The 17,951-nt window shown below is 66.1% G+C and carries 15 protein-coding genes; 5 read left to right on the forward strand and 10 right to left on the reverse strand.

What is annotated here, in order from left to right; translation table 11 throughout:
• The first annotated feature begins 159 nt into the window (after positions 1 to 159).
• Entirely contained in the window at positions 160 to 1,116 is a 957-nt protein-coding gene (locus AC50YA_RS15565) for a GerMN domain-containing protein (RefSeq protein WP_494983155.1), read from the forward strand.
• Between the two features lie 9 nt (positions 1,117 to 1,125).
• Here AC50YA_RS15565 and AC50YA_RS15570 read toward each other — a convergent pair whose 3' ends face one another.
• The 3 genes from AC50YA_RS15570 to hrcA form a co-directional block, all read right to left on the reverse strand.
• Complete coding sequence (locus AC50YA_RS15570) at positions 1,126 to 1,908, reverse strand: 16S rRNA (uracil(1498)-N(3))-methyltransferase (protein ID WP_494983156.1); 783 nt, start codon at positions 1,906 to 1,908, stop codon at positions 1,126 to 1,128.
• Positions 1,909 to 1,910: 2 nt separating this feature from the next.
• On the reverse strand, positions 1,911 to 3,038 hold the full coding sequence (dnaJ, locus tag AC50YA_RS15575; RefSeq protein WP_494983157.1) for a molecular chaperone DnaJ: 1,128 nt from the start codon (positions 3,036 to 3,038) through the stop codon (positions 1,911 to 1,913).
• Between the two features lie 77 nt (positions 3,039 to 3,115).
• Positions 3,116 to 4,129, reverse strand: a complete 1,014-nt coding sequence (hrcA, locus tag AC50YA_RS15580) for a heat-inducible transcriptional repressor HrcA (protein WP_494983158.1) — start codon at positions 4,127 to 4,129, stop codon at positions 3,116 to 3,118.
• Positions 4,130 to 4,276: 147 nt separating this feature from the next.
• On the opposite strand from hrcA, the gene AC50YA_RS15585 reads away from it, so the two are divergent.
• Positions 4,277 to 5,125, forward strand: a complete 849-nt coding sequence (locus tag AC50YA_RS15585) for a DUF3097 domain-containing protein (RefSeq protein WP_494983159.1) — start codon at positions 4,277 to 4,279, stop codon at positions 5,123 to 5,125.
• A gap of 128 nt (positions 5,126 to 5,253) precedes the next feature.
• Positions 5,254 to 5,673 carry a DUF4870 domain-containing protein gene (locus tag AC50YA_RS15590; protein ID WP_160671105.1) on the forward strand — a complete coding sequence of 140 codons (420 nt, stop codon included), beginning with the start codon at positions 5,254 to 5,256 and terminating at the stop codon, positions 5,671 to 5,673.
• A gap of 131 nt (positions 5,674 to 5,804) precedes the next feature.
• Here the strand turns inward: AC50YA_RS15590 and hemW are convergent, their stop codons facing one another.
• Positions 5,805 to 7,034 (reverse strand): radical SAM family heme chaperone HemW, encoded by a 1,230-nt coding sequence (gene hemW, locus AC50YA_RS15595; RefSeq protein ID WP_494983160.1) that lies wholly within the window; start codon positions 7,032 to 7,034, stop codon positions 5,805 to 5,807.
• Between the two features lie 33 nt (positions 7,035 to 7,067).
• Positions 7,068 to 8,924 (reverse strand): translation elongation factor 4, encoded by a 1,857-nt coding sequence (gene lepA / locus AC50YA_RS15600; RefSeq protein ID WP_494983161.1) that lies wholly within the window; start codon positions 8,922 to 8,924, stop codon positions 7,068 to 7,070.
• A gap of 161 nt (positions 8,925 to 9,085) precedes the next feature.
• Between lepA and AC50YA_RS15605 the strand changes: the two genes are divergently transcribed.
• Together AC50YA_RS15605 and rpsT are read left to right on the forward strand one after the other, a co-directional pair.
• Positions 9,086 to 9,634: a type II toxin-antitoxin system PemK/MazF family toxin gene (locus AC50YA_RS15605; RefSeq protein WP_494983162.1), complete on the forward strand. Its 549-nt coding sequence runs from the start codon at positions 9,086 to 9,088 to the stop codon at positions 9,632 to 9,634.
• A 168-nt stretch (positions 9,635 to 9,802) separates the two neighbouring features.
• On the forward strand, positions 9,803 to 10,063 hold the full coding sequence (gene rpsT, locus AC50YA_RS15610; RefSeq protein WP_160671111.1) for a 30S ribosomal protein S20: 261 nt from the start codon (positions 9,803 to 9,805) through the stop codon (positions 10,061 to 10,063).
• A 120-nt stretch (positions 10,064 to 10,183) separates the two neighbouring features.
• Here the strand turns inward: rpsT and holA are convergent, their stop codons facing one another.
• From holA to leuS, 5 genes are all read right to left on the reverse strand, one after another.
• On the reverse strand, positions 10,184 to 11,200 hold the full coding sequence (gene holA, locus AC50YA_RS15615; RefSeq protein ID WP_494983163.1) for a DNA polymerase III subunit delta: 1,017 nt from the start codon (positions 11,198 to 11,200) through the stop codon (positions 10,184 to 10,186).
• Positions 11,134 to 13,116: a ComEC/Rec2 family competence protein gene (locus tag AC50YA_RS15620; RefSeq protein ID WP_494983164.1), complete on the reverse strand. Its 1,983-nt coding sequence runs from the start codon at positions 13,114 to 13,116 to the stop codon at positions 11,134 to 11,136. Before AC50YA_RS15620 ends, holA begins: the two co-directional genes overlap by 67 nt.
• A 1-nt stretch (position 13,117) precedes the next feature.
• The gene (locus AC50YA_RS15625; RefSeq protein ID WP_494983165.1) at positions 13,118 to 14,008 is read right to left on the reverse strand and encodes a ComEA family DNA-binding protein; all 891 of its coding nucleotides are present in this window, start codon (positions 14,006 to 14,008) and stop codon (positions 13,118 to 13,120) included.
• A 63-nt stretch (positions 14,009 to 14,071) separates the two neighbouring features.
• A complete protein-coding gene (locus tag AC50YA_RS15630) occupies positions 14,072 to 15,097 on the reverse strand; it encodes a DegV family protein (protein WP_494983166.1) in 1,026 nt (341 codons plus the stop codon).
• A gap of 57 nt (positions 15,098 to 15,154) precedes the next feature.
• Positions 15,155 to 17,686, reverse strand: coding sequence for a leucine--tRNA ligase (leuS, locus tag AC50YA_RS15635; RefSeq protein ID WP_494983167.1), 2,532 nt, complete (start codon positions 17,684 to 17,686; stop codon positions 15,155 to 15,157).
• Positions 17,687 to 17,951: the final 265 nt, after the last annotated feature.

The following is a 17,951-nucleotide window of genomic DNA, read 5'->3' on the forward strand; positions in this document are numbered from 1 at the left end:
TCGGGCTCATATCGTTCCCGTTGCAGTTGCGCCGCCCGCCCGTATTCGGTCCTTTTGGCGGGGCTGGCTATGCGATGCTGGAAATCAAGGCCGTCGGGGAACCGGCTCCCGAGGCCCAGGCCTCACCATTTCACCGCCAGGAAGGACAGGGCCACGAGAGTGCCGGAAACAGCTACCCCCCTCACTTCCAAACGCGCCGCGCCGCGTTTCCGTCCGCAACGTCTCCTGGGTCTCCTGCCAGCATTTCTCCTTCTCACCGGTTGCATCGCGGACCCCAGCCCTGAACCCAACCTGACGGCAAACTCCAGCCCGGCCGCCACGGGAGCCCCCGGGGCACCTTCCACCAGCGCGCCCCTGGAAACCACGCAGTCATCTAACAAGGCACCGGTCTACTGGATTGGCCGGAGCAACAGCAATGTGTTCCTGTACAGGGAATTCCGGGACGTTCCGGAGCAGGAGAATCCGGTGACCCGCGCCCTGCGGGCCATGATGTCCGAGAAGCCGCTGGACCCGGACTTCTTCACGCCCTGGCAGAATCCTGAGAAACTCGCCTCGTCCATCTCGGGCAAGAACGTCATCACCGTCGACATCTCGGAGGATGCCTTTAACAGCAATCTCGATGCCGACATGGCCGGTCGCGCCATTCAGCAGCTGGTCTTTACCGCGACGGCAGCGGCAGCGAGTTCCGGCCTGATCGACTCGGGCCAGCAGATTCAGGTCAGGATCCTGGTGGACAGCCACACCGATTACGTTGCCTTCGACCACGTCCAGCTCGGCGACCCCATGTCCCGAGCTGCCGGCATGGTCGCGCCCGTGTGGATCATCGATCCGCAGGAAGGGACGGACCTGGCCGGCGGAAGCGTCAAGATCACCGGCCGCAGCACCGTTCCGGGCGGTAAGCTCCGCTGGCAGATCCTGCGGGCCGAAGCGAACGGGAACAAGACGCCCTACCTGACCGGGGAGACCACCGCAGCGGCCGAAGCGGCCCAATCCGGAGTGTTTACGCTTGCCCTTAGCCTGTCCTCGGGGAGTTACGAGCTCCGCGTTTCGCAGGTGGATGCGGCCGGCAGCGACCCGGAGCTGAATGTGGATACGCGGAACTTCAACGTCCGGTAGCAGGCGGCCTCAGAATACCGGAGCAGTCCAGCGTCCCAACACATCGCTCGCCAGAACAACCGCTGCCGGTCCGGCCGTGGATGACCTCAGGACGTGGTGTCCCAGGAGCGCCGTCACGGCACCGGCGTCGCAAAGCCGAGTGACTTCGCGGGGACTGATTCCGCCCTCCGGGCCAACGATGAGCAGAATTTCCAGGGGCCCGGCGTCAGCCTGGGTGGCCTGCCATGATTCCAGGACAGAACGGAGCGGCCGGACCGCGTCTTCGTGCAGGATTACAGCCAGATCCGCTGCCGCCACGGCCGCCACAAGGCCAGGCGTTTCGACGGCGGCGCGCACCTCGGGGATCCATGCGCGGCGTGCCTGTTTGGCGGCGGCAGTGACCACGGATTGCCATTTTGCGTGGGCCTTGGCGGCGCGCTCACCTTTCCAGCGGACGATCGACCGCTCGGACTGCCAGGGAACTACGGCGTCGATCCCCAGTTCAGTTGCCGTTTCCACGGCCAGTTCATCGCGGTCCCCCTTGGCCAGTGCCTGGACCAGCACGAGCCGGATATCGGGCTGGTGCTCCACTACGAGGGCGGAGCATTCCACGGTGAGCTCCGCGGGCGACGCCGAAACAACAGTTCCCGTCAGCCGCTTTCCGGCGCCGTCGGCGATGTCCACCGCTTCTCCGGGTGCGAGCCGCTTCACGGTCACGGCATGGCGGGCCTCCGGCCCTTGAAGGACAAAGCGACCACCGGGCACGAGCTCGTCCAGCGACCCGGCACCGGTGAAGAATACGGGATTGCTCACCGCTACAGGTTACCGAACCGGTCCCGCAGCTTGGCAAAGACGCCGCCGCTGGCCGCCAGCTTGCCTTCCGTGAATTGCTCGCCCCGCAGTTTCGCCAACTGCCGCAGGAGATCCTCCTGCGCGGCATCCAGCTTCGCCGGTGTCTCCACCTGCAGATGGACCATCAGCTCCCCGCGTCCGTAACCGCGCAGGTGCGTCACGCCGAGTCCACGGAGCGTGATGATCTCCCCGGACTGTGTCCCCGCCTTGACGTCGATCTCCTGCAGCCCGTCGAAGGTTTCCAGTGACAGCTCAGTGCCCAGTGCGGCGGCAGTCATCGGGATGTGCAGCGTGGCGTGCAGGTCGTCACCGTCACGGGCGTAGGTGGCGTCGTTGTTGACCCGGAGTTCCACGTACAGGTCCCCGGACGGTCCTCCGGCCGGGCCCGCTTCGCCCTGCCCGGAAAGCTGGATCCGGGTGCCTGTGGCAACACCGGCCGGCACCTTGATGGTGAGCGACCGCCGGCTGCGGATGCGGCCCTGGCCGCTGCATTCGTTGCAGGGGTCCTTGATGACCGTCCCGAAGCCTTCGCAGCTGCCACACGGGGCCGCCGTCATGACCTGGCCCAGGATGGAGCGCACCGCGCGCTGGACCTGGCCGCTGCCGCCGCAGATATCGCAGCGGACAGGGTGGCTTCCTTCGCGGCAGCATGAGCCGTTGCAGGTGGGGCAGGTGACAGCGGTGTCCACTTCGAGTTTCCGGTTGACGCCGAACACGGCATCGCGGAGTTCGATCCGGACACTGATCAGCGCGTCCTGGCCGCGGCGGACCCGGGACGCGGGGCCGGAGGTGCCGCCGGCACCGAAGAACGTGTCGAAGATGTCCTGGAACGCGAAGCCCTGGCCGGAGTATCCGCCGCCGCCGGAGCCGTTGTCGGTGCCGTTCTCGTTGCCGGTGGTGTCATAGATCCGGCGCTTCTGCGGGTCCGAAAGTACCTCATAGGCATGGGTCACGGCCTTGAAGCGGTCCGATGCATCGTCCCCGGGGTTGACGTCCGGGTGAAGAGTGCGGGCCAGCTTGCGGTAGGCCTTCTTGATCTCTTCCCCGGTGGCTTCCGGCGAGACTCCGAGGACGTCGTAGTGGCTGCTCAAAGTTCGTATCTCTTCCTTGTTGTACTGCCGGCAGCCGGGCTGCCGGCACTGCTCTTCGTGCCTGGACCGTGGTGTTGTTACGGACCCAGAATTCTTGAAAGGTAACGGGCTACTGCCCTGACGGCGGCCATGGTGGTGGGATAGTCCATCCGGGTGGGGCCCAGCACACCGATCTTGGCGGTGCTGTCAGGTCCGTAGCCCGTGGCCACCACGGAGGCTTCCGCGAGCCCGTCGTAAGGGTTTTCACGCCCGATACTGACTGCCACGCCCCTGGGATCCTGTGCCATATCACTCAAGAGGCGCAGCAGGACAACCTGCTCCTCAAGGGCTTCCAGGACTGGTCCAATACTGAGCGGAAAATCCACGTTGGAGCGGGCAAGGTTCGCCGTTCCGGCCATGACCATGCGTTCCTCACGGCTGTTGTGGGCGAGCGTTTCCAGACCCTGGGCCAAAGCCTGGGCAGCCGCGCGCTGACCCGGACTGACGGAGGAAACGACTCCCGGCAGCGACGGCGTCAGCCGGCTCAGCGAAGTGCCCGCCAACGATCCGAGGAAGTGTGTCCGCAGGGCGGCGATGGCGTCGTCGCCGAGGTCCTGGCCGACGTCGATCACGCGCTGTTCGACTTTGCCCGTGGTGGCGATGAGGACCACCAGGACCTGCCGGGGCGCGAGCAGGACGAATTCGATGTGGCGGATGGTGGCGCGGCTCAGATGGGGGTACTGGACCACGGCGACTTGGTTGGTCAGCTGTGACAGCATCCTGACGGTCCTGTCCAGGACGTCGTCCAGATCGTCTGAACCCTCCAGCAGCGACTGGATTGCACGCCGTTCCGCCTGGGACAGCGGCTTTACCGCTGAAATCTGGTCCACAAAAAGCCGATAGCCTTTGTCCGTGGGGATCCGTCCGGCGCTGGTGTGCGGGGCCGTGATCAGGCCTTCGTCTTCCAAGGCCGCCATGTCGTTGCGGATGGTGGCGCTGGACACTCCGAGGTGATGGCGTTCCACGAGCGCCTTGGAACCCACTGGCTCGCGGGAGTGCACATAGTCCTCCACGATGGCGCGCAGTACTTCGAGTTTGCGCGGCTCGCTCATACTCCACCTCCATCCGTGGTCACTGCAGGGTTAGCACTCGACATGCCTAAGTGCTAACAGTCTAATATGAGTCACCCCGTTGTTAGCATTGGTACCGCTCCGGGCGAAATTCCGGGCCAGGATCTAGCGGCAAGGCGGAATCAATCCATGCACTACCAGAACTGGGGTCCGCAGGAGATCACCGCGCCCGTCAGAAGCGAACTCCCTGAGGTTCCCGTGGAACGCGGCATGGTTCTCGAAGACGCCCAGTCAGGCTGGGTGGGGGCTGTGACCCGGGTGGAGAAGTCCGGCGGCATGCATGTCGTAGCCCTCGAAGACCGGCGCGGAAAGTCCCGGTCCTTCCGACTTGGCTTCGGGTTCCTCCTGGAGGGACAGCCCATCCGGCTCGTTCCCCCGGCGCCCAGGCAGCCAGCCGCCGTGGCCGCCGGCCGGACGGCGTCCGGCTCGGTCCGTGTGGCCGGCCAGCGGGCCCAGGTGGCCAAGGCGAGCAGAATCTGGGTAGAGGGAAAACACGACGCCGAACTTGTGGAAAAAGTCTGGGGTGACGATCTCCGCGTCGAGGGCATCGTCGTCGAGCCTTTGCACGGCATAGATGACCTGGCGGGGGCGGTGGCAGCCTTCGGTCCCGGTCCGGGCCGGCGGCTGGGGGTCCTGGTGGACCACCTGGTCCCGGACTCGAAGGAGTCGCGCATCGCTGCCAACGTGATGGCCTCCCCCGGCGCGGCCGGGAATGTCCTGATCGTCGGGCACCCTTACGTTGACGTATGGCAGGCTATCCGTCCCGCTGTCCTGGGCATCGAACAATGGCCGGTGGTGCCCCGCGGACAGGACTGGAAAACCGGCATCCTGGCAGCGTTCGGCTGGCCGCACGCCACCAAGGAAGACATCGGCCTTGGCTGGCAAAAGCTGCTCGGTGCTGTCCGCAGCTACGCGGACCTGGAAGCATCACTGCTCGGGAGAGTGGAGGAAGTCATCGACTTCCTGACGGTCCCCTAGCGCCGAATCCGGCTGCTGGCGGCGGCATTTGGTGGCCGAACCAGTATTCTTGGTATTGCGGAGGCTGCCGTTGCTTCAGTCCGGCATACTCCAACCCAGCACCATTGCACTTTCGAAGGAAGAAAACCGTGGCACAAAACGCACGCGAGCACCGGGACGACCACGGCGGCCAGGGCCGCTCCGAGTACCAGGGCGTTCCGGCAAATGCGCTGCCCCTGACGGCCAGCGAAGATCGCCAGTGGGCCACGCTGGCACACTTTGGCGGGATCCTCGGTTGTGTTCCGTCGCTGCTGATCTACCTGATTTTCCGTGAGCGCGGGCCGTTTACCGCCCAGGAATCCAAGGAAGCGCTGAACTTCAGCCTGCCGCCCACCATTGCGGCGCTGGTGGCCAACGTCCTGGTTTTCATTCCGGTGGTGGGAAACATCTTCGCCGTCATCGCCACGCTGATTTGGCTTGCCCTGACCTGCTTCTCCGTTTCCGCAGGCATCCATGTCAACAAGGGCCAGCCCCACCGCTACCAGTACAACCTGCGCTGGATCAAGTAATCCCCACCCGCACCCTAACCTCGCAAGTCCGCACCGGCTCCCTGCCCTCGCAAGCTCGTGCCGGGGCCCTCGCAGGAGGGGCTCCACGGCCAGGGAGCCCTGCGGGCGTGGGCCCACGTTTGACGGGCCAATCAGTCCGGCAGGACCCTGCGGACCACAGCATCGGCCAGCAGGCGGCCTTTAAGGGTCAATACCAGCTTGCCGTGGAAGGCGGCCGGGGCCTCCACTAGGCCGTCGGCAATGAGCCCGGCCACGGCGTGACGGCCGTGTTCGCCCAGCGTTGACGTTGCCAGCCCGGATACGAGCCGGGCCTCAAGCATCACACGCTCCACGTCGCGGGTTTCGGCATCGAGTGTTTCCCGCCCGGCGGCCGGTGACAGCCCCTGCGCGAGCCGTCCGGCGTAGGCAGTAGGGTGCTTGACGTTCCACCACCGCACTCCTCCGACGTGTGAGTGTGCACCCGGTCCGATCCCCCACCAGTCGTCCCCCCGCCAGTACGCAAGGTTGTGCCGGCATGCCTGCTCCGGGGTCCGGGACCAGTTGCTGACCTCATACCAGCTGAGGCCCGCAGCACCGATCAGCTGGTCGGCGAGTTCGTACTTATCGGCGTGGTCGTCGTCGTCAATTCCCGGGACTTCGCCACGGCGGATCTGGGCGGCCAGCTTGGTACCGTCCTCCACGATCAGCGCGTAGGCACTGATGTGGTCCGGCTGGTAGGACAGCGCCGTCTCCAGCGAGAACCGCCAGTCATCCAGGGACTCCCCCGGCGTCCCGTAAATAAGATCCAGGCTCACGGCCAGTCCGGCATCGCGCGCCCATTGCACCACCTGCGGCACGCGGCTGGGCGTGTGCGTACGGTCAAGGACCTTCAGGACGTGGGGAACGGCAGACTGCATGCCAAACGAAACCCGGGTGAAACCGGCATCGGCCAGCAGCTGCAGGGATGCGGGGGTAACCGAGTCCGGGTTTGCTTCGGTGGTCACTTCGGCGCCGGGTTCCAGGCCCCAGTGCCCGACGGCGGCCGTCAGGATCCGTGCGAGGTCCTCCGCGGGGAGCAGCGTAGGGGTGCCGCCGCCGAAGAAGACTGTGCTCAGGCGCCGGTCCGGAAGACTGGAGGCCCGGAGGACAGTGGCCGCAAAATCCACCTCGGACACGGCCGTGGTGGCGTAGGCGTCCTGCGACGCTCCGCCGCCCAGCTCGGTGGCCGTATAGGTGTTGAAGTCGCAGTATCCGCAACGCACCGCGCAGAACGGGATGTGAACGTACAGCCCGAAGGCCCGGTCCGCCGCACCGTCCACTGCCTGGGCGGGCAGCAGGCCGTCCGACGGCGCCGGGTCGCCGAGGGGCAGAATGCTAGGCATTGCAGGGGCGTCCGGTGTTGCCGGCCACTGTCATCACGACTTCTTCGCCTTGTCCTTGGACTCGTCGGTGGTCAGCGCAGCGATGAAGGCTTCCTGGGGAACCTCAACGCGGCCCACCATCTTCATCCGCTTTTTGCCTTCCTTCTGCTTCTCCAGCAGTTTGCGCTTCCGCGAAATATCGCCGCCGTAGCACTTGGCCAGAACGTCCTTGCGGATGGCGCGAATGCTTTCCCGGGCGATGATCCTGGAGCCGATGGCAGCCTGGATGGGCACTTCGAACTGCTGGCGGGGAATCAGCTCGCGCAGTTTGCCGGTCATCATCACACCGTAGGCGTAGGCCTTCTCGCGGTGCGTGATGGCGGAGAAGGCATCCACCTGTTCGCCCTGGAGCATGATGTCCACCTTGACCAGGTCGGCCACCTGCTCGCCGTCGGCCTTCCAGTCCAGCGAGCCGTAGCCCCGGGTCTTGGATTTGAGGATGTCAAAGAAATCGAACACGATCTCAGCGAGCGGCAGCCGGTACCGGATTTCCACCCTGTCCTCGGACAGGTAGTCCATGCCCCCGATAACACCGCGGCGGCTCTGGCAGAGCTCCATGATGGCGCCCACAAACTCATTTGGCGCCAGGATAGTGGCAGCCACCATCGGCTCGCGGACCTCGGCGATCTTGCCGGAAGGATATTCGCTGGGATTGGTCACATGGACCACCTTCTTGTCCTCCAGCGTTACCTCATACTCCACGTTGGGGGCAGTGGAGATCAGGTCAAGATTGTATTCGCGCTCGAGCCGCTCCCTGGTGATTTCCAGGTGGAGCAGGCCGAGGAAGCCGACGCGGAAGCCGAAGCCGAGCGCGGCTGACGTTTCGGGCTCATAGACCAGCGCGGCGTCGTTAAGCATCAGCTTCTCCAGCGCATCACGAAGTACCGGATAGTCCGTGCCATCCAGCGGATACAGGCCGGAGAAAACCATCGGCTTGGCATCCGCATAGCCGGGAAGGGACTCCGTGGCAGGCTTGGCAAGGTTAGTGACGGTGTCGCCAACCTTGGACAGACGGACGTCCTTCACACCGGTGATGAGGTAGCCCACTTCGCCCACGCCGAGGCCTTTAGAAGGGGTGGGCTCCGGGGAGCTCACCCCGATCTCGAGAAGTTCGTGGGTGGCGCGGGTGGACATCATCTGGATGCGTTCACGGGGGTGGAGCATGCCGTCAACGACGCGGACGTAGGTGACCACACCGCGGTACGTGTCGTAGACCGAGTCGAAGATCATGGCGCGCGCGGGGGCATTCGGGTCACCCACGGGGGCCGGCAGGTCACGGACGATTTTGTCCAGCAGGACCTCGACGCCCATGCCGGTCTTGCCGGAGACGCGGAGCACGTCGTCGGGGTCGCCGCCGATCAGGCTGGCGAGTTCGGCTGCATACTTCTCAGGCTGGGCTGCCGGGAGGTCGATCTTGTTCAGTACCGGGATGATGGTGAGGTTGTTTTCCATCGCCAGGTACAGGTTCGCGAGGGTCTGGGCCTCGATGCCCTGCGCCGCGTCAACGAGCAGCACTGCACCTTCGCAGGCGGCCAGCGAACGGGACACCTCGTAGGTGAAGTCCACGTGGCCGGGCGTGTCGATCATGTTCAGCGCGTAGCTGGTGCCGTCGAGCTCCCAGGGCATACGGACCGCCTGGGACTTAATCGTGATGCCGCGTTCGCGCTCAATGTCCATGCGATCCAAGTACTGGGCCTTCATATCGCGGGACTTAACCACCCCGGTGTACTGCAGCATGCGGTCGGCCAAGGTGGACTTGCCGTGGTCAATGTGCGCGATGATGCAGAAATTCCGAATGATGGCCGGATCTGTCGCGGCGGGCACCGGGGCGGTGCGGGCCATGGGAGACACGCAGGGTCCTTACTGTTGGCATTCACGCGGCCACCGCCAGGACGCACCGAAGGCACCCTGCGGCTGGACCGCACATTTGGAACTTCCAGTCTCCCACGTCCGGGCGCATCGTATTGCATTCAGGTCAAACCGGTACTAGGGCCCGGCGATAGTCTTGCCCCATGCCTATCAACCTCCGCTCCTTGGCCAACACCGTCAGGATATCCGTCAGGTTCCTGCAGAAGTTCCGTTCAGGCCCAATCGGATCTGCCAGACCGGCCACGCCCACGCCGGCCCGCCACGCACCGCCTCCCAGGCCGGCCACGCCCGGCGCCTATCCTGGCGACTTCAACGGCACAACAGCCATCCGGTACGCCCCGCAGCCCGACGGCAGTCCCGACCCCGGCGAGATTGTGTGGGCGTGGGTTCCATATGAAGAGGACCACAGCCGGGGCAAAGACCGTCCTGTTCTGCTGGTGGGCAAGAACGGGAGGTACCTGCTGGGGGTGATGCTCACCAGCAAGGACCATGACCAGGCCGGCAACGGGTCTGGAGACTACATGGACATCGGGACCGGAAGTTGGGACCGCCAGCGGCGGCCCAGCGAGGCGAACCTCGGGCGGATCCTGCAGATCAGCCCGGACGCCATCCGGCGCGAAGGTGCTGTTCTGGACCGGAAACGCTTCGATCTGGTGGCTGCAGGTATCCGGCGGCGACACGGCTGGAAATAGCCGGCCAAATGGCCAGCTTCCGGGGGGTCTGCTATTCTATATAGCTGTGTGTCCGTGCAGGTCGACGGCCACTGATGGTTGGCCGCCATAGGTATCCCCACGCCGCTCAGTCAATGGCCAATCTGAAAGCCCTCTAGACCATTTCCGCATTAAAAAGAGAGTTCACACGTGGCTAATATCAAGTCCCAGAAGAAGCGCATCCTTACCAACGAGAAGGCCCGCCTGCGCAACAACGCAGTCAAGTCTGAGCTGAAGACGGCCATCCGCGCCGTCAACACCGCCGTTGAGTCCACCGACAAGGATGCAGCTTCCGCTGCCCTGCTTGTTGCCGGCCGCAAGCTGGACAAGGCTGTCAGCAAGGGTGTTCTGCACAAGAACAACGCAGCAAACCGCAAGTCGGCCATCTCCAAGAAGGTCAACGCGCTGTAAGGTTTCCAGTTCACTTGAACTGATGATTGTGGCCGGCACCCGAGGGGTGCCGGCCACACATCTTTAAGCCGTCAGGGCCTCTCCGTCACAGCCACCAACCACAGCCGGAGCCAGCTGGAGTCAGTGCCCGCGCACAGAGGTTGCAATGACGGTCACCGCGTGTTCAACGGCATAGACGGGATCACGCGAAAGGCCCTTGACCTGGGCATCGGCCTCGGCGGTGGCCTGGATGGAGCGGACCAGGCCCTCCGGGGTCCAACGGCGCACATCGCGCTGGGCCTGCTCCACAAGCCAGGGCTGCATGCCCAGATCCCGGGCGATCTGCGCCGGGGACCCCTGGGCGCCGGCAACTTTGGCCACCGTCCGCAGCTTGGCTGCCAGCGCCGCCACCAGCGGAACGGGATCGGCTCCGGTGGCCAGCGCGTGGCGAAGGGTGGAGAGTGCCAATGGCCCGTTTCCGGCCATGGCGGCGTCCGCGACCTTGAAGGCCGTGGCTTCGATCCGGCCGCCGTAGTAGCGGTCCACCAGCTCCGGGGTCACTGTTCCCGTGGCATCAGCGATCAGTTGGTTGCACGCTGCAGCGAGTTCCGAAAGGTTGGCGCCGACGGCATTGATCAGTGTCAGCACGGCGTCCGAGCTGATCTTCCGTCCGGCGGCCCTGAATTCAGTTGCCACGAAGGCGGCCTTGTCCGCGTCCTTCTTCAGGGGCTGGCAGTCCACCACGGGCCAACCGCCGTTCTTGACGGCATCGAGGAGCTTCTTTCCGCGGACTCCCCCGGCGTGGCGCAGGACGAGCACAGCGTCCGGTTCCGGGTGGGCCAGGTAGGTGAGTGCGTCAGCCAGGAAGGCATCGTTCATGCCTTCAACGCCTTCGACCTCGATCAGTTTGCGCTCACCGAAAAGTGAGGGGCTGACGTTCATGGCCAGGGTCCCGGCTTCATAGGTCCCGCCCGTGAGGCGGCTGACTTCGACGTCGGGGAACGCCGCTCGCGCCTGGGCGCGGATATGGTCCATGGCACGGATGCCGAGGTATTCCTCCGGTCCGCCCACCAGGACGATTTCGGCAGGCGTCACGTCCCGCCAGGTGGCCGTGTTGGACGCCGGAGTCCTGGTTCGTGTGGTCTGCGCTGCGGCCATGGTGGATTCCTCCCGGAAATTCTGGTGCAGTGTCTAAGCCTGCCACGGTGCGCGGCCGCCACCAAGCCGGGGCGACGTCGGTCCGGGCCGCGTTGGTCCGGCCCGGACCGCGCCAACGCGGTCCGCAGGTGCCGTTCCGCGAGTTCCAACACCGATTCCGTCCGGGCGTGCAGTGTCAGGACCCACCGGAACACCTGACGCGGCCGGACGGCCAGCCAAACACCGGCAAAGGTCAGGATGGAGAGCAGCACCATGGTCAGGAGGCCGAACGGGCCCTCGGGCCAGGGCAGTGCAGCCCCCGGCAATCCGGCCGTGATCCGTGCGGTTACTGCCACTCCGGCGCTGAAAGTGCCTGCCACTGCGATCAGGACGGTGGCCAGCCACGGTGCGGAGACCACCAGCGGGACCGCTGCCGTACCCAGCAACGTCACGGGTGCTACCAGCGGGGCTGCCATCAGGTTAGCGAGCAGCGAGTACGTCGAGAACTGGGGCTGCAGGAGCACAATCACCGGGCCGCACAGCAACTGTGCGGAGAGCGGGACGGCCCAGGCCGCGGCTGCCCAGCGTGGAATAACTGCTGGGGTCCAGTCCATCATCCGGCGGCCCAGGACGATGATGCCCAGGGTTGCGAGTACTGACAACAGGAAGCCAAAGCTGGTACCGAGGCCGGGGTCCATCAGGAGCAGGCCCATCACTGCGAGGCAGAAGAAACTGAGGCCACGGCCCGTCCGCCCCCCTGCCAGCGATGCGACTGCTATGGAACCCATCAGCGCAGCGCGCAGGACACTGGCATCCGGGCCCACCAGCACCACAAACATTGCCAGGCCGGTCAGCGCCAGTCCCGCCGCGGGGAGCCGCGGCAGGCGAAGGCTGCGGGCGGCGATCAGCAGTGCGCCCAGGACCAGGCTGCAGTTGGCTCCGCTGACCGCGGTCAGGTGGGTCATGCCCACCGTTTTCATCGCCGCATTGAGCCCTTCGTCCAGGGCGCTGGTATCTCCGGTGACCATACCCGGTAGGAGACCGGCCGGATCGGCGGCAAGGAAGGACGCAGCGGAAACGTACCGGACGCGCAGGTCCTTCGCTACGAGCTGCCAGCCCGGGGCGTCGGCATCATCCACTCCGGCACCGCTGCCGGTTCCGGAGCCGGCACGGGGTGGCAAGGAGGCCGACAGGACAGCGGCTTCCTGCTGGCCTGCGTCCGGTGGCTTCAGCTTGCCGGCGGTCCTAATCATCTGGCCGGGCACCAGGTCTCCCCAGCCTTTGCCGCCCATGACCACCACCGGGGCACGGGTACGGATGACCCGGCCGCTGACGGTGACCTCCTCCGTCTGTGCCGTTACCGACCACCGCGCGGGCGGCCCCGCGCTTCCCGGGAGGGTCATGGCACGCGGGGATCCGGTGACTTCCAGGATGGCGACCACGGAGTTGCCCGCAGTGACGGCTTCGGCGAACGGCCCATCGTGGCGTTGCGACGAGGCGACGGCCGAGTGGGCAGCGGCGGTTGCGGCCAGCGTCAAAGCAACAGCGGTGGTCAAGAGAAAGCTCCGCCGGCCTGCGACCAGCCCCGTGCCGCGGATGGCCCTGTCTAGCAGGAGCGCAGCCACCAGCACCAAAGCGCAGCACAGCCCCACCAGCGCCATAGGTGTAAGCCAGACGCCGGCCACGACTGCACCCCAGACGAGGCAGGCGGGCACTGCCAGCCTGACGTCAGTGCGCCGGCGCGGCGCATCCGTTGGCGAGGTCGCTGGCTCCTGGCCCCGGAGTTTCGCTCCGACGCGTTCACCCAGCCTGCGGACCGTCAGCCCACGGGCCCGGACCCCGGCGGGCTTGTCCACGGGAGCCGGCGGAGCCGCGGGAACCCCCTGGCCCTGCACGGCCGAGTCAACAAAGCGGCTCCACGGGCTGCGCCTGGCCATCTCAGACGCCCACCAGGGGAAGGAGTGTTTCGAGCATCTTGGGACCCACGCCGTCCACGGCGTCGAGCTCCTCGACCGACTTGAAGGGGCCGTGTTCCTTGCGCCAGTCCAGGATCCGCTGCGCCAGCACCGGTCCAACCTTCGGCAGGGCGTCGAGTTCTTCCACGCCTGCTGTGTTGAGGTTGACCTTTCCTCCTGCTGACGCGGTCCCGCCGCCGCCAGTCCTCTCCCCCGCTTCCCCGGGTGAGCCGGACGAACCGGCGGGGACTTCCTCGCCGGACTGGGGAACGTAGAGCTTTTGTCCGTCGGTCAGCACGGCAGCAAGGTTGAGGCGGTTCAGGTCTGCTGTGGGCGTGCCTCCGCCCGCCGCGGCGACTGCTTCGTGAACCCGGCTGCCGGCGGGCAACTGCACAATCCCGGGCACAGCGATTGCCCCGGCCACATGGACAATGACCGTGCCGGCCTGTGGACTTTCCGATGGCGGTTCAGGAGGCCCTGCCCCGCGGGGCTCCTTGCCTTGGCTTCCTTCCCCCGCGGGCAGGCTGCCCTGCGCGGCCATGTCACCCAGTGGTACGACTTCGGGCTGACCGGCAGCAACCTGTGACCAGAACCAGGCGCCGCCCAGCACCGCAAGTGCGGCGATGAGCAGGGCGACCCGCAGGCCCACCCGCCACCTCAGGGCCGGTCCCGTCCTACCCGTACCGGGAGGGGACCCATCAGCAGCCCCCGAAGCGGAGGCGTCAGCGGGAACGTGAGCACCGCCGTCGTACTCAAAGACCTTTTCGCCGTCGGTCAGCAGAAGCCCTGGGCCGGCTCCCAGCGTGGACCGCAGCCGGTCCCGGGCATGCCGGGCCCCCTGGCGTGCTGCTGCTCCAGCGTCCCGGCGTGACATGCCCCCAACCCTAGGGACGCATGGCCGCCGGTGACAGTCCCGGCTATACCTATGTGGAAACGGCTACGTGGAAACTGCGGGGAGCTCCGGCTCCGGGCTCCGCACAGTTGGGCCGTTCTCCCCCACGATCACCGCGAGTACGCCAAGTCCGGCGTGGGCTGCCAGGACGGCAGGCAGGGAGCTGATCTGGGCTGGCGGACAGCCTGGAAGGGCTGCGGACAGCCTGGCTGCCAAAGCTTCTGCCTCGGCCGGATTCCCGAAGTGGTGGACGGCGAGGCGGGCCTGGCCGTGAGGGCGCGACGCGGCGTCGGCGGCGGCTAGCTCCTCGAGCCGGGCGATAGCCTTGGCCGCTGATCTGACCTTTTCCAGCGGCACGATCTTTCCGTCGTCGACGGCAAGGATGGGTTTGATGGCGAACATGGTCCCCAGCAGCGACGCGGCCGCGCCGATCCGCCCGCCCCGACGGAGCTGTTCCAGGCTGGGCACGTAGAAGTAGACCTTGGTTCGCGCGAAGTGCTCCGCCGCCGCGGCGGCTACTGCTGTGGCGTCACGCCCTGCCGCGGCTGCTGCCACCGCGGCCTGCACACCCATGCCCAGGGCCATGCCCACAGTGCCGGAGTCGAGGATTTCCACAGGGATGGTCACCCGGCTGGCCGCCAGCCGGGCCGCATCCGCGGTCCCGGACAAGCCACCGGAAATGTGGATGGAGACCACGCTTTCGTAGCCCAGGCGTTCGGCGGCCAGGAAGACCTGTTCAAACTGTCCGGGTGACGGCCGGGACGTCTTAACCGATGTGCCGCTGGCGAGTGCCAGCGCAATGGTTTCGGTGATGTCGTCTTCGCCCTCGCCGTAGATTTCCGCGCCCACCATAACGGGCATCGGGATGACAGTCAGGCGTCCGTCACAGGCACACGAATGCACCCAGTCGGCCGGCAGTGCGGAGGCAGAGTCGGTCACCACTGCGGTACGGACGACGACGGCGGGCGCCGCCGGGACTGGCGACGGTGGCCTGCCCTGGCGCGGCGCGGGACGGAGGGCAGCCAGACGCTCCCGAAGCCAGAGCCATGCGGCGGCGTCACGGTCGGGCAAGAGCGCCTCCTGGTTTAGGGCCGGCCGCCGGTTGGGCCCGGCGGCCGGTGCCCCGGGCTAGGCCGGGACGATGTTGACCAGTTTAGGCGCTCGCACGATCACCGTGCGGATGCCGCGGCCGTCAAGCGCGCGCTGGACGTTTTCGCTGGCCAGCGCCACTTCGCGCAGTTCGTCTTCGCCGATCCCGGGCGAGACTTCGAGGCGGTCACGGACCTTGCCCTGGACCTGGACTACGGCGGTGACGGTCTCCTGGACCAGCAGCGCGTCGTCGTGCACCGGCCAGCCGGCGTTCGCCACGGACGCCGGGTGACCCAGGACGTTCCACATGTCCTCCGCGGTGTACGGCGCGAACAGGCTCAGGATGACGGCAACGGCTTCCGCCGCCTCCCGGACGGCGGGATCCGCCCCGCCGGCGCCGGTGGCTGCATCTATAGTTTTGCGTGTTGCGTTGACCAGCTCCATCAGCTTGGCCACCACCACGTTGAACTTGTTGGTGTCCAGCAGCGCGGCGGCGTCGGCGATGGTGCGGTGCGTGACGGAGCGCAGGGCCCGGTCACCGGCGGTCACATCGGCACCAGGCTCACTCGTGACGTCCTGCGCCAGGCGCCAGGCGCGGGCCAGGAACTTTGCGGAGCCCGACGGCGAAACGTCCGCCCAGTCGACGTCGTCCTCCGGCGGGGAGGCGAAGATCATGGTCAGGCGCACGGCGTCCACGCCGTACTTGTCCAGCTGCTCACTGAGGTCAACGCCGTTGCCCAGCGACTTGCTCATGGCTTTGCCCCCGTTGAGGACCTGGCCCTGGTTCAGCAGCGCACTGAACGGTTCGTCGGCGTCGATCATGCCGAGGTCGTGGATGACCTTGGTAAAGAACCGGGCGTACAGCAGGTGCAGGATGGCGTGCTCCACGCCGCCCACATACTGCCCCACGGGCATCCACTCGTTGATCTTCGCCGGATCGAACGGGCCCTCGGTGTACTGCGGCGAGACGAACCGCAGGAAGTACCAGGACGAGTCCACAAAGGTGTCCATGGTGTCGGTATCGCGCCTGGCCGGCCCGTGGCAGTTGGGGCAGTCAACGTTTACCCATGCTTCGGCGGCAGCCAGCGGTGACGTGCCCTTCGGGGACAGGTCCTCGCCGCGCAGGTCCGCCGGCAGCCTGACAGGCAACTGCTCGTCGGGAACAGGAACCTCGCCGCAGGCAGGGCAGTGGATGATCGGGATGGGCGTCCCCCAGAACCGCTGGCGGCTCAGCAGCCAATCACGCAGGCGGAAGTTGACGAACTTCTCGCCGGTGCCCTGCTTTTCGAGGATGTCAATGGCAGCCGGGATGGCCTCTGCCTTCGGCAACCCATCGAGGCTGCCTGAGTTGATCAGGGTGCCCGCGCCCGAGGTGGCCTTGCCGGACACAGTGGGGTCCTCTTCACCGGTATCCAGCACTGCTCGGACGGGCAGGTCGAACGTCTTGGCAAAGTCGAGGTCGCGCTGGTCGTGCGCCGGGACGGCCATGATGGCGCCGGTGCCGTAGTCGGCCAGGACGTAGTCAGCCGCCCAGACCGGCAGTTTTTCGCCGTTCAGCGGGTTGACGGCATAGCGGCCGGTGAAGACGCCCGTTTTTTCGCGCTCGGTGGACTGGCGTTCGATTTCCGTCAGTGCCTTGACCTGTTCGCGGTAGGCGTCCAGGGCGGCGGCGTGCTCTTCCGTGACGAGTTCGACGGCGATCGGCGCGTCGGCTGCGACAACAAAGAACGTGGCGCCGTACAGGGTGTCCGGGCGGGTGGTGAAGACGGTGACGTCCTTGGCGGGCTTGCCGCCGTCGGCTTCGATCACAAAGTTGACGTGCGCACCTTCGGAGCGGCCGATCCAGTTCTTCTGCATCGCCAGCACACGCTCAGGCCAGTGGCCGCGCAGTTCGTCCATGTCATCGAGCAGCCGGTCAGCGTACTCGGTGATCTTGAAGTACCACTGGTTCAGGGACTTCTTGGTGACCGGAGTGCCGCAGCGTTCGCAGGCACCGTTGACCACCTGTTCATTGGCCAGGACGGTCTGGTCCTTGGGGCACCAGTTGACCGGGGAGTCCTTGCGGTACGCCAGGCCCCGCTCGTAGAAGCGCTTGAACAGCCACTGGGTCCAGCGGTAGTACTCGGGGTCCGAGGTGTGCACCCGCCGGGACCAGTCCGCCGAGATCGCGTAACGCTTGAACGACGCCGCCTGGGTGTCGATGTTGGCGTAAGTCCACTCGCTCGGGTGGGCATTGCGCTTGATGGCGGCGTTTTCCGCTGGCAAGCCGAAGGAGTCCCAGCCGATGGGGTGCAGGACGTCGAAGCCCTTTTGCCGCAGGTACCGGGCAACAACATCGCCCATGGCAAAGGCCTCGGCGTGGCCCATGTGCAGGTCACCCGAGGGGTACGGGAACATGTCCAGCACGTAGCGGCGCTCGCGGGAACCATCATCCACCGGGGTGAAAACCTTAAGGTCTTCCCACACCTGCGGCCACTTGGCCTCCATTGCCGCGAAGCTGTAGGCACCCTCTTCGGGTGTTTCCGCCGCCACTGCTGCTGTTCCGGTCTCTGTCTCCGGCTGAACGCTCACTACTGCCCTCTTCTGTTCTGTTGTGGCATCGGTGCTGCCCCAACGGTCTGATCCCTTCTGCTGCCGGCCCGGCAAACTTGCCCGGACACACAAAAGCCCCTCTCCATGGAGGGGCAGCCGCGCGGCATTCCGGTTGTTTCCGGACACCGGGCGGCTAGCTAAGCAGAAGGATCGCACGCATAGGACTACTTTAGCGCACGCGTACCACCCACTAAACGTAAGTCGCCACGAGCGGCTCACAGTAGATGACGTTGACGGAAGCCGC

This window comes from Pseudarthrobacter sp. RHLT3-21 (assembly GCF_059383495.1).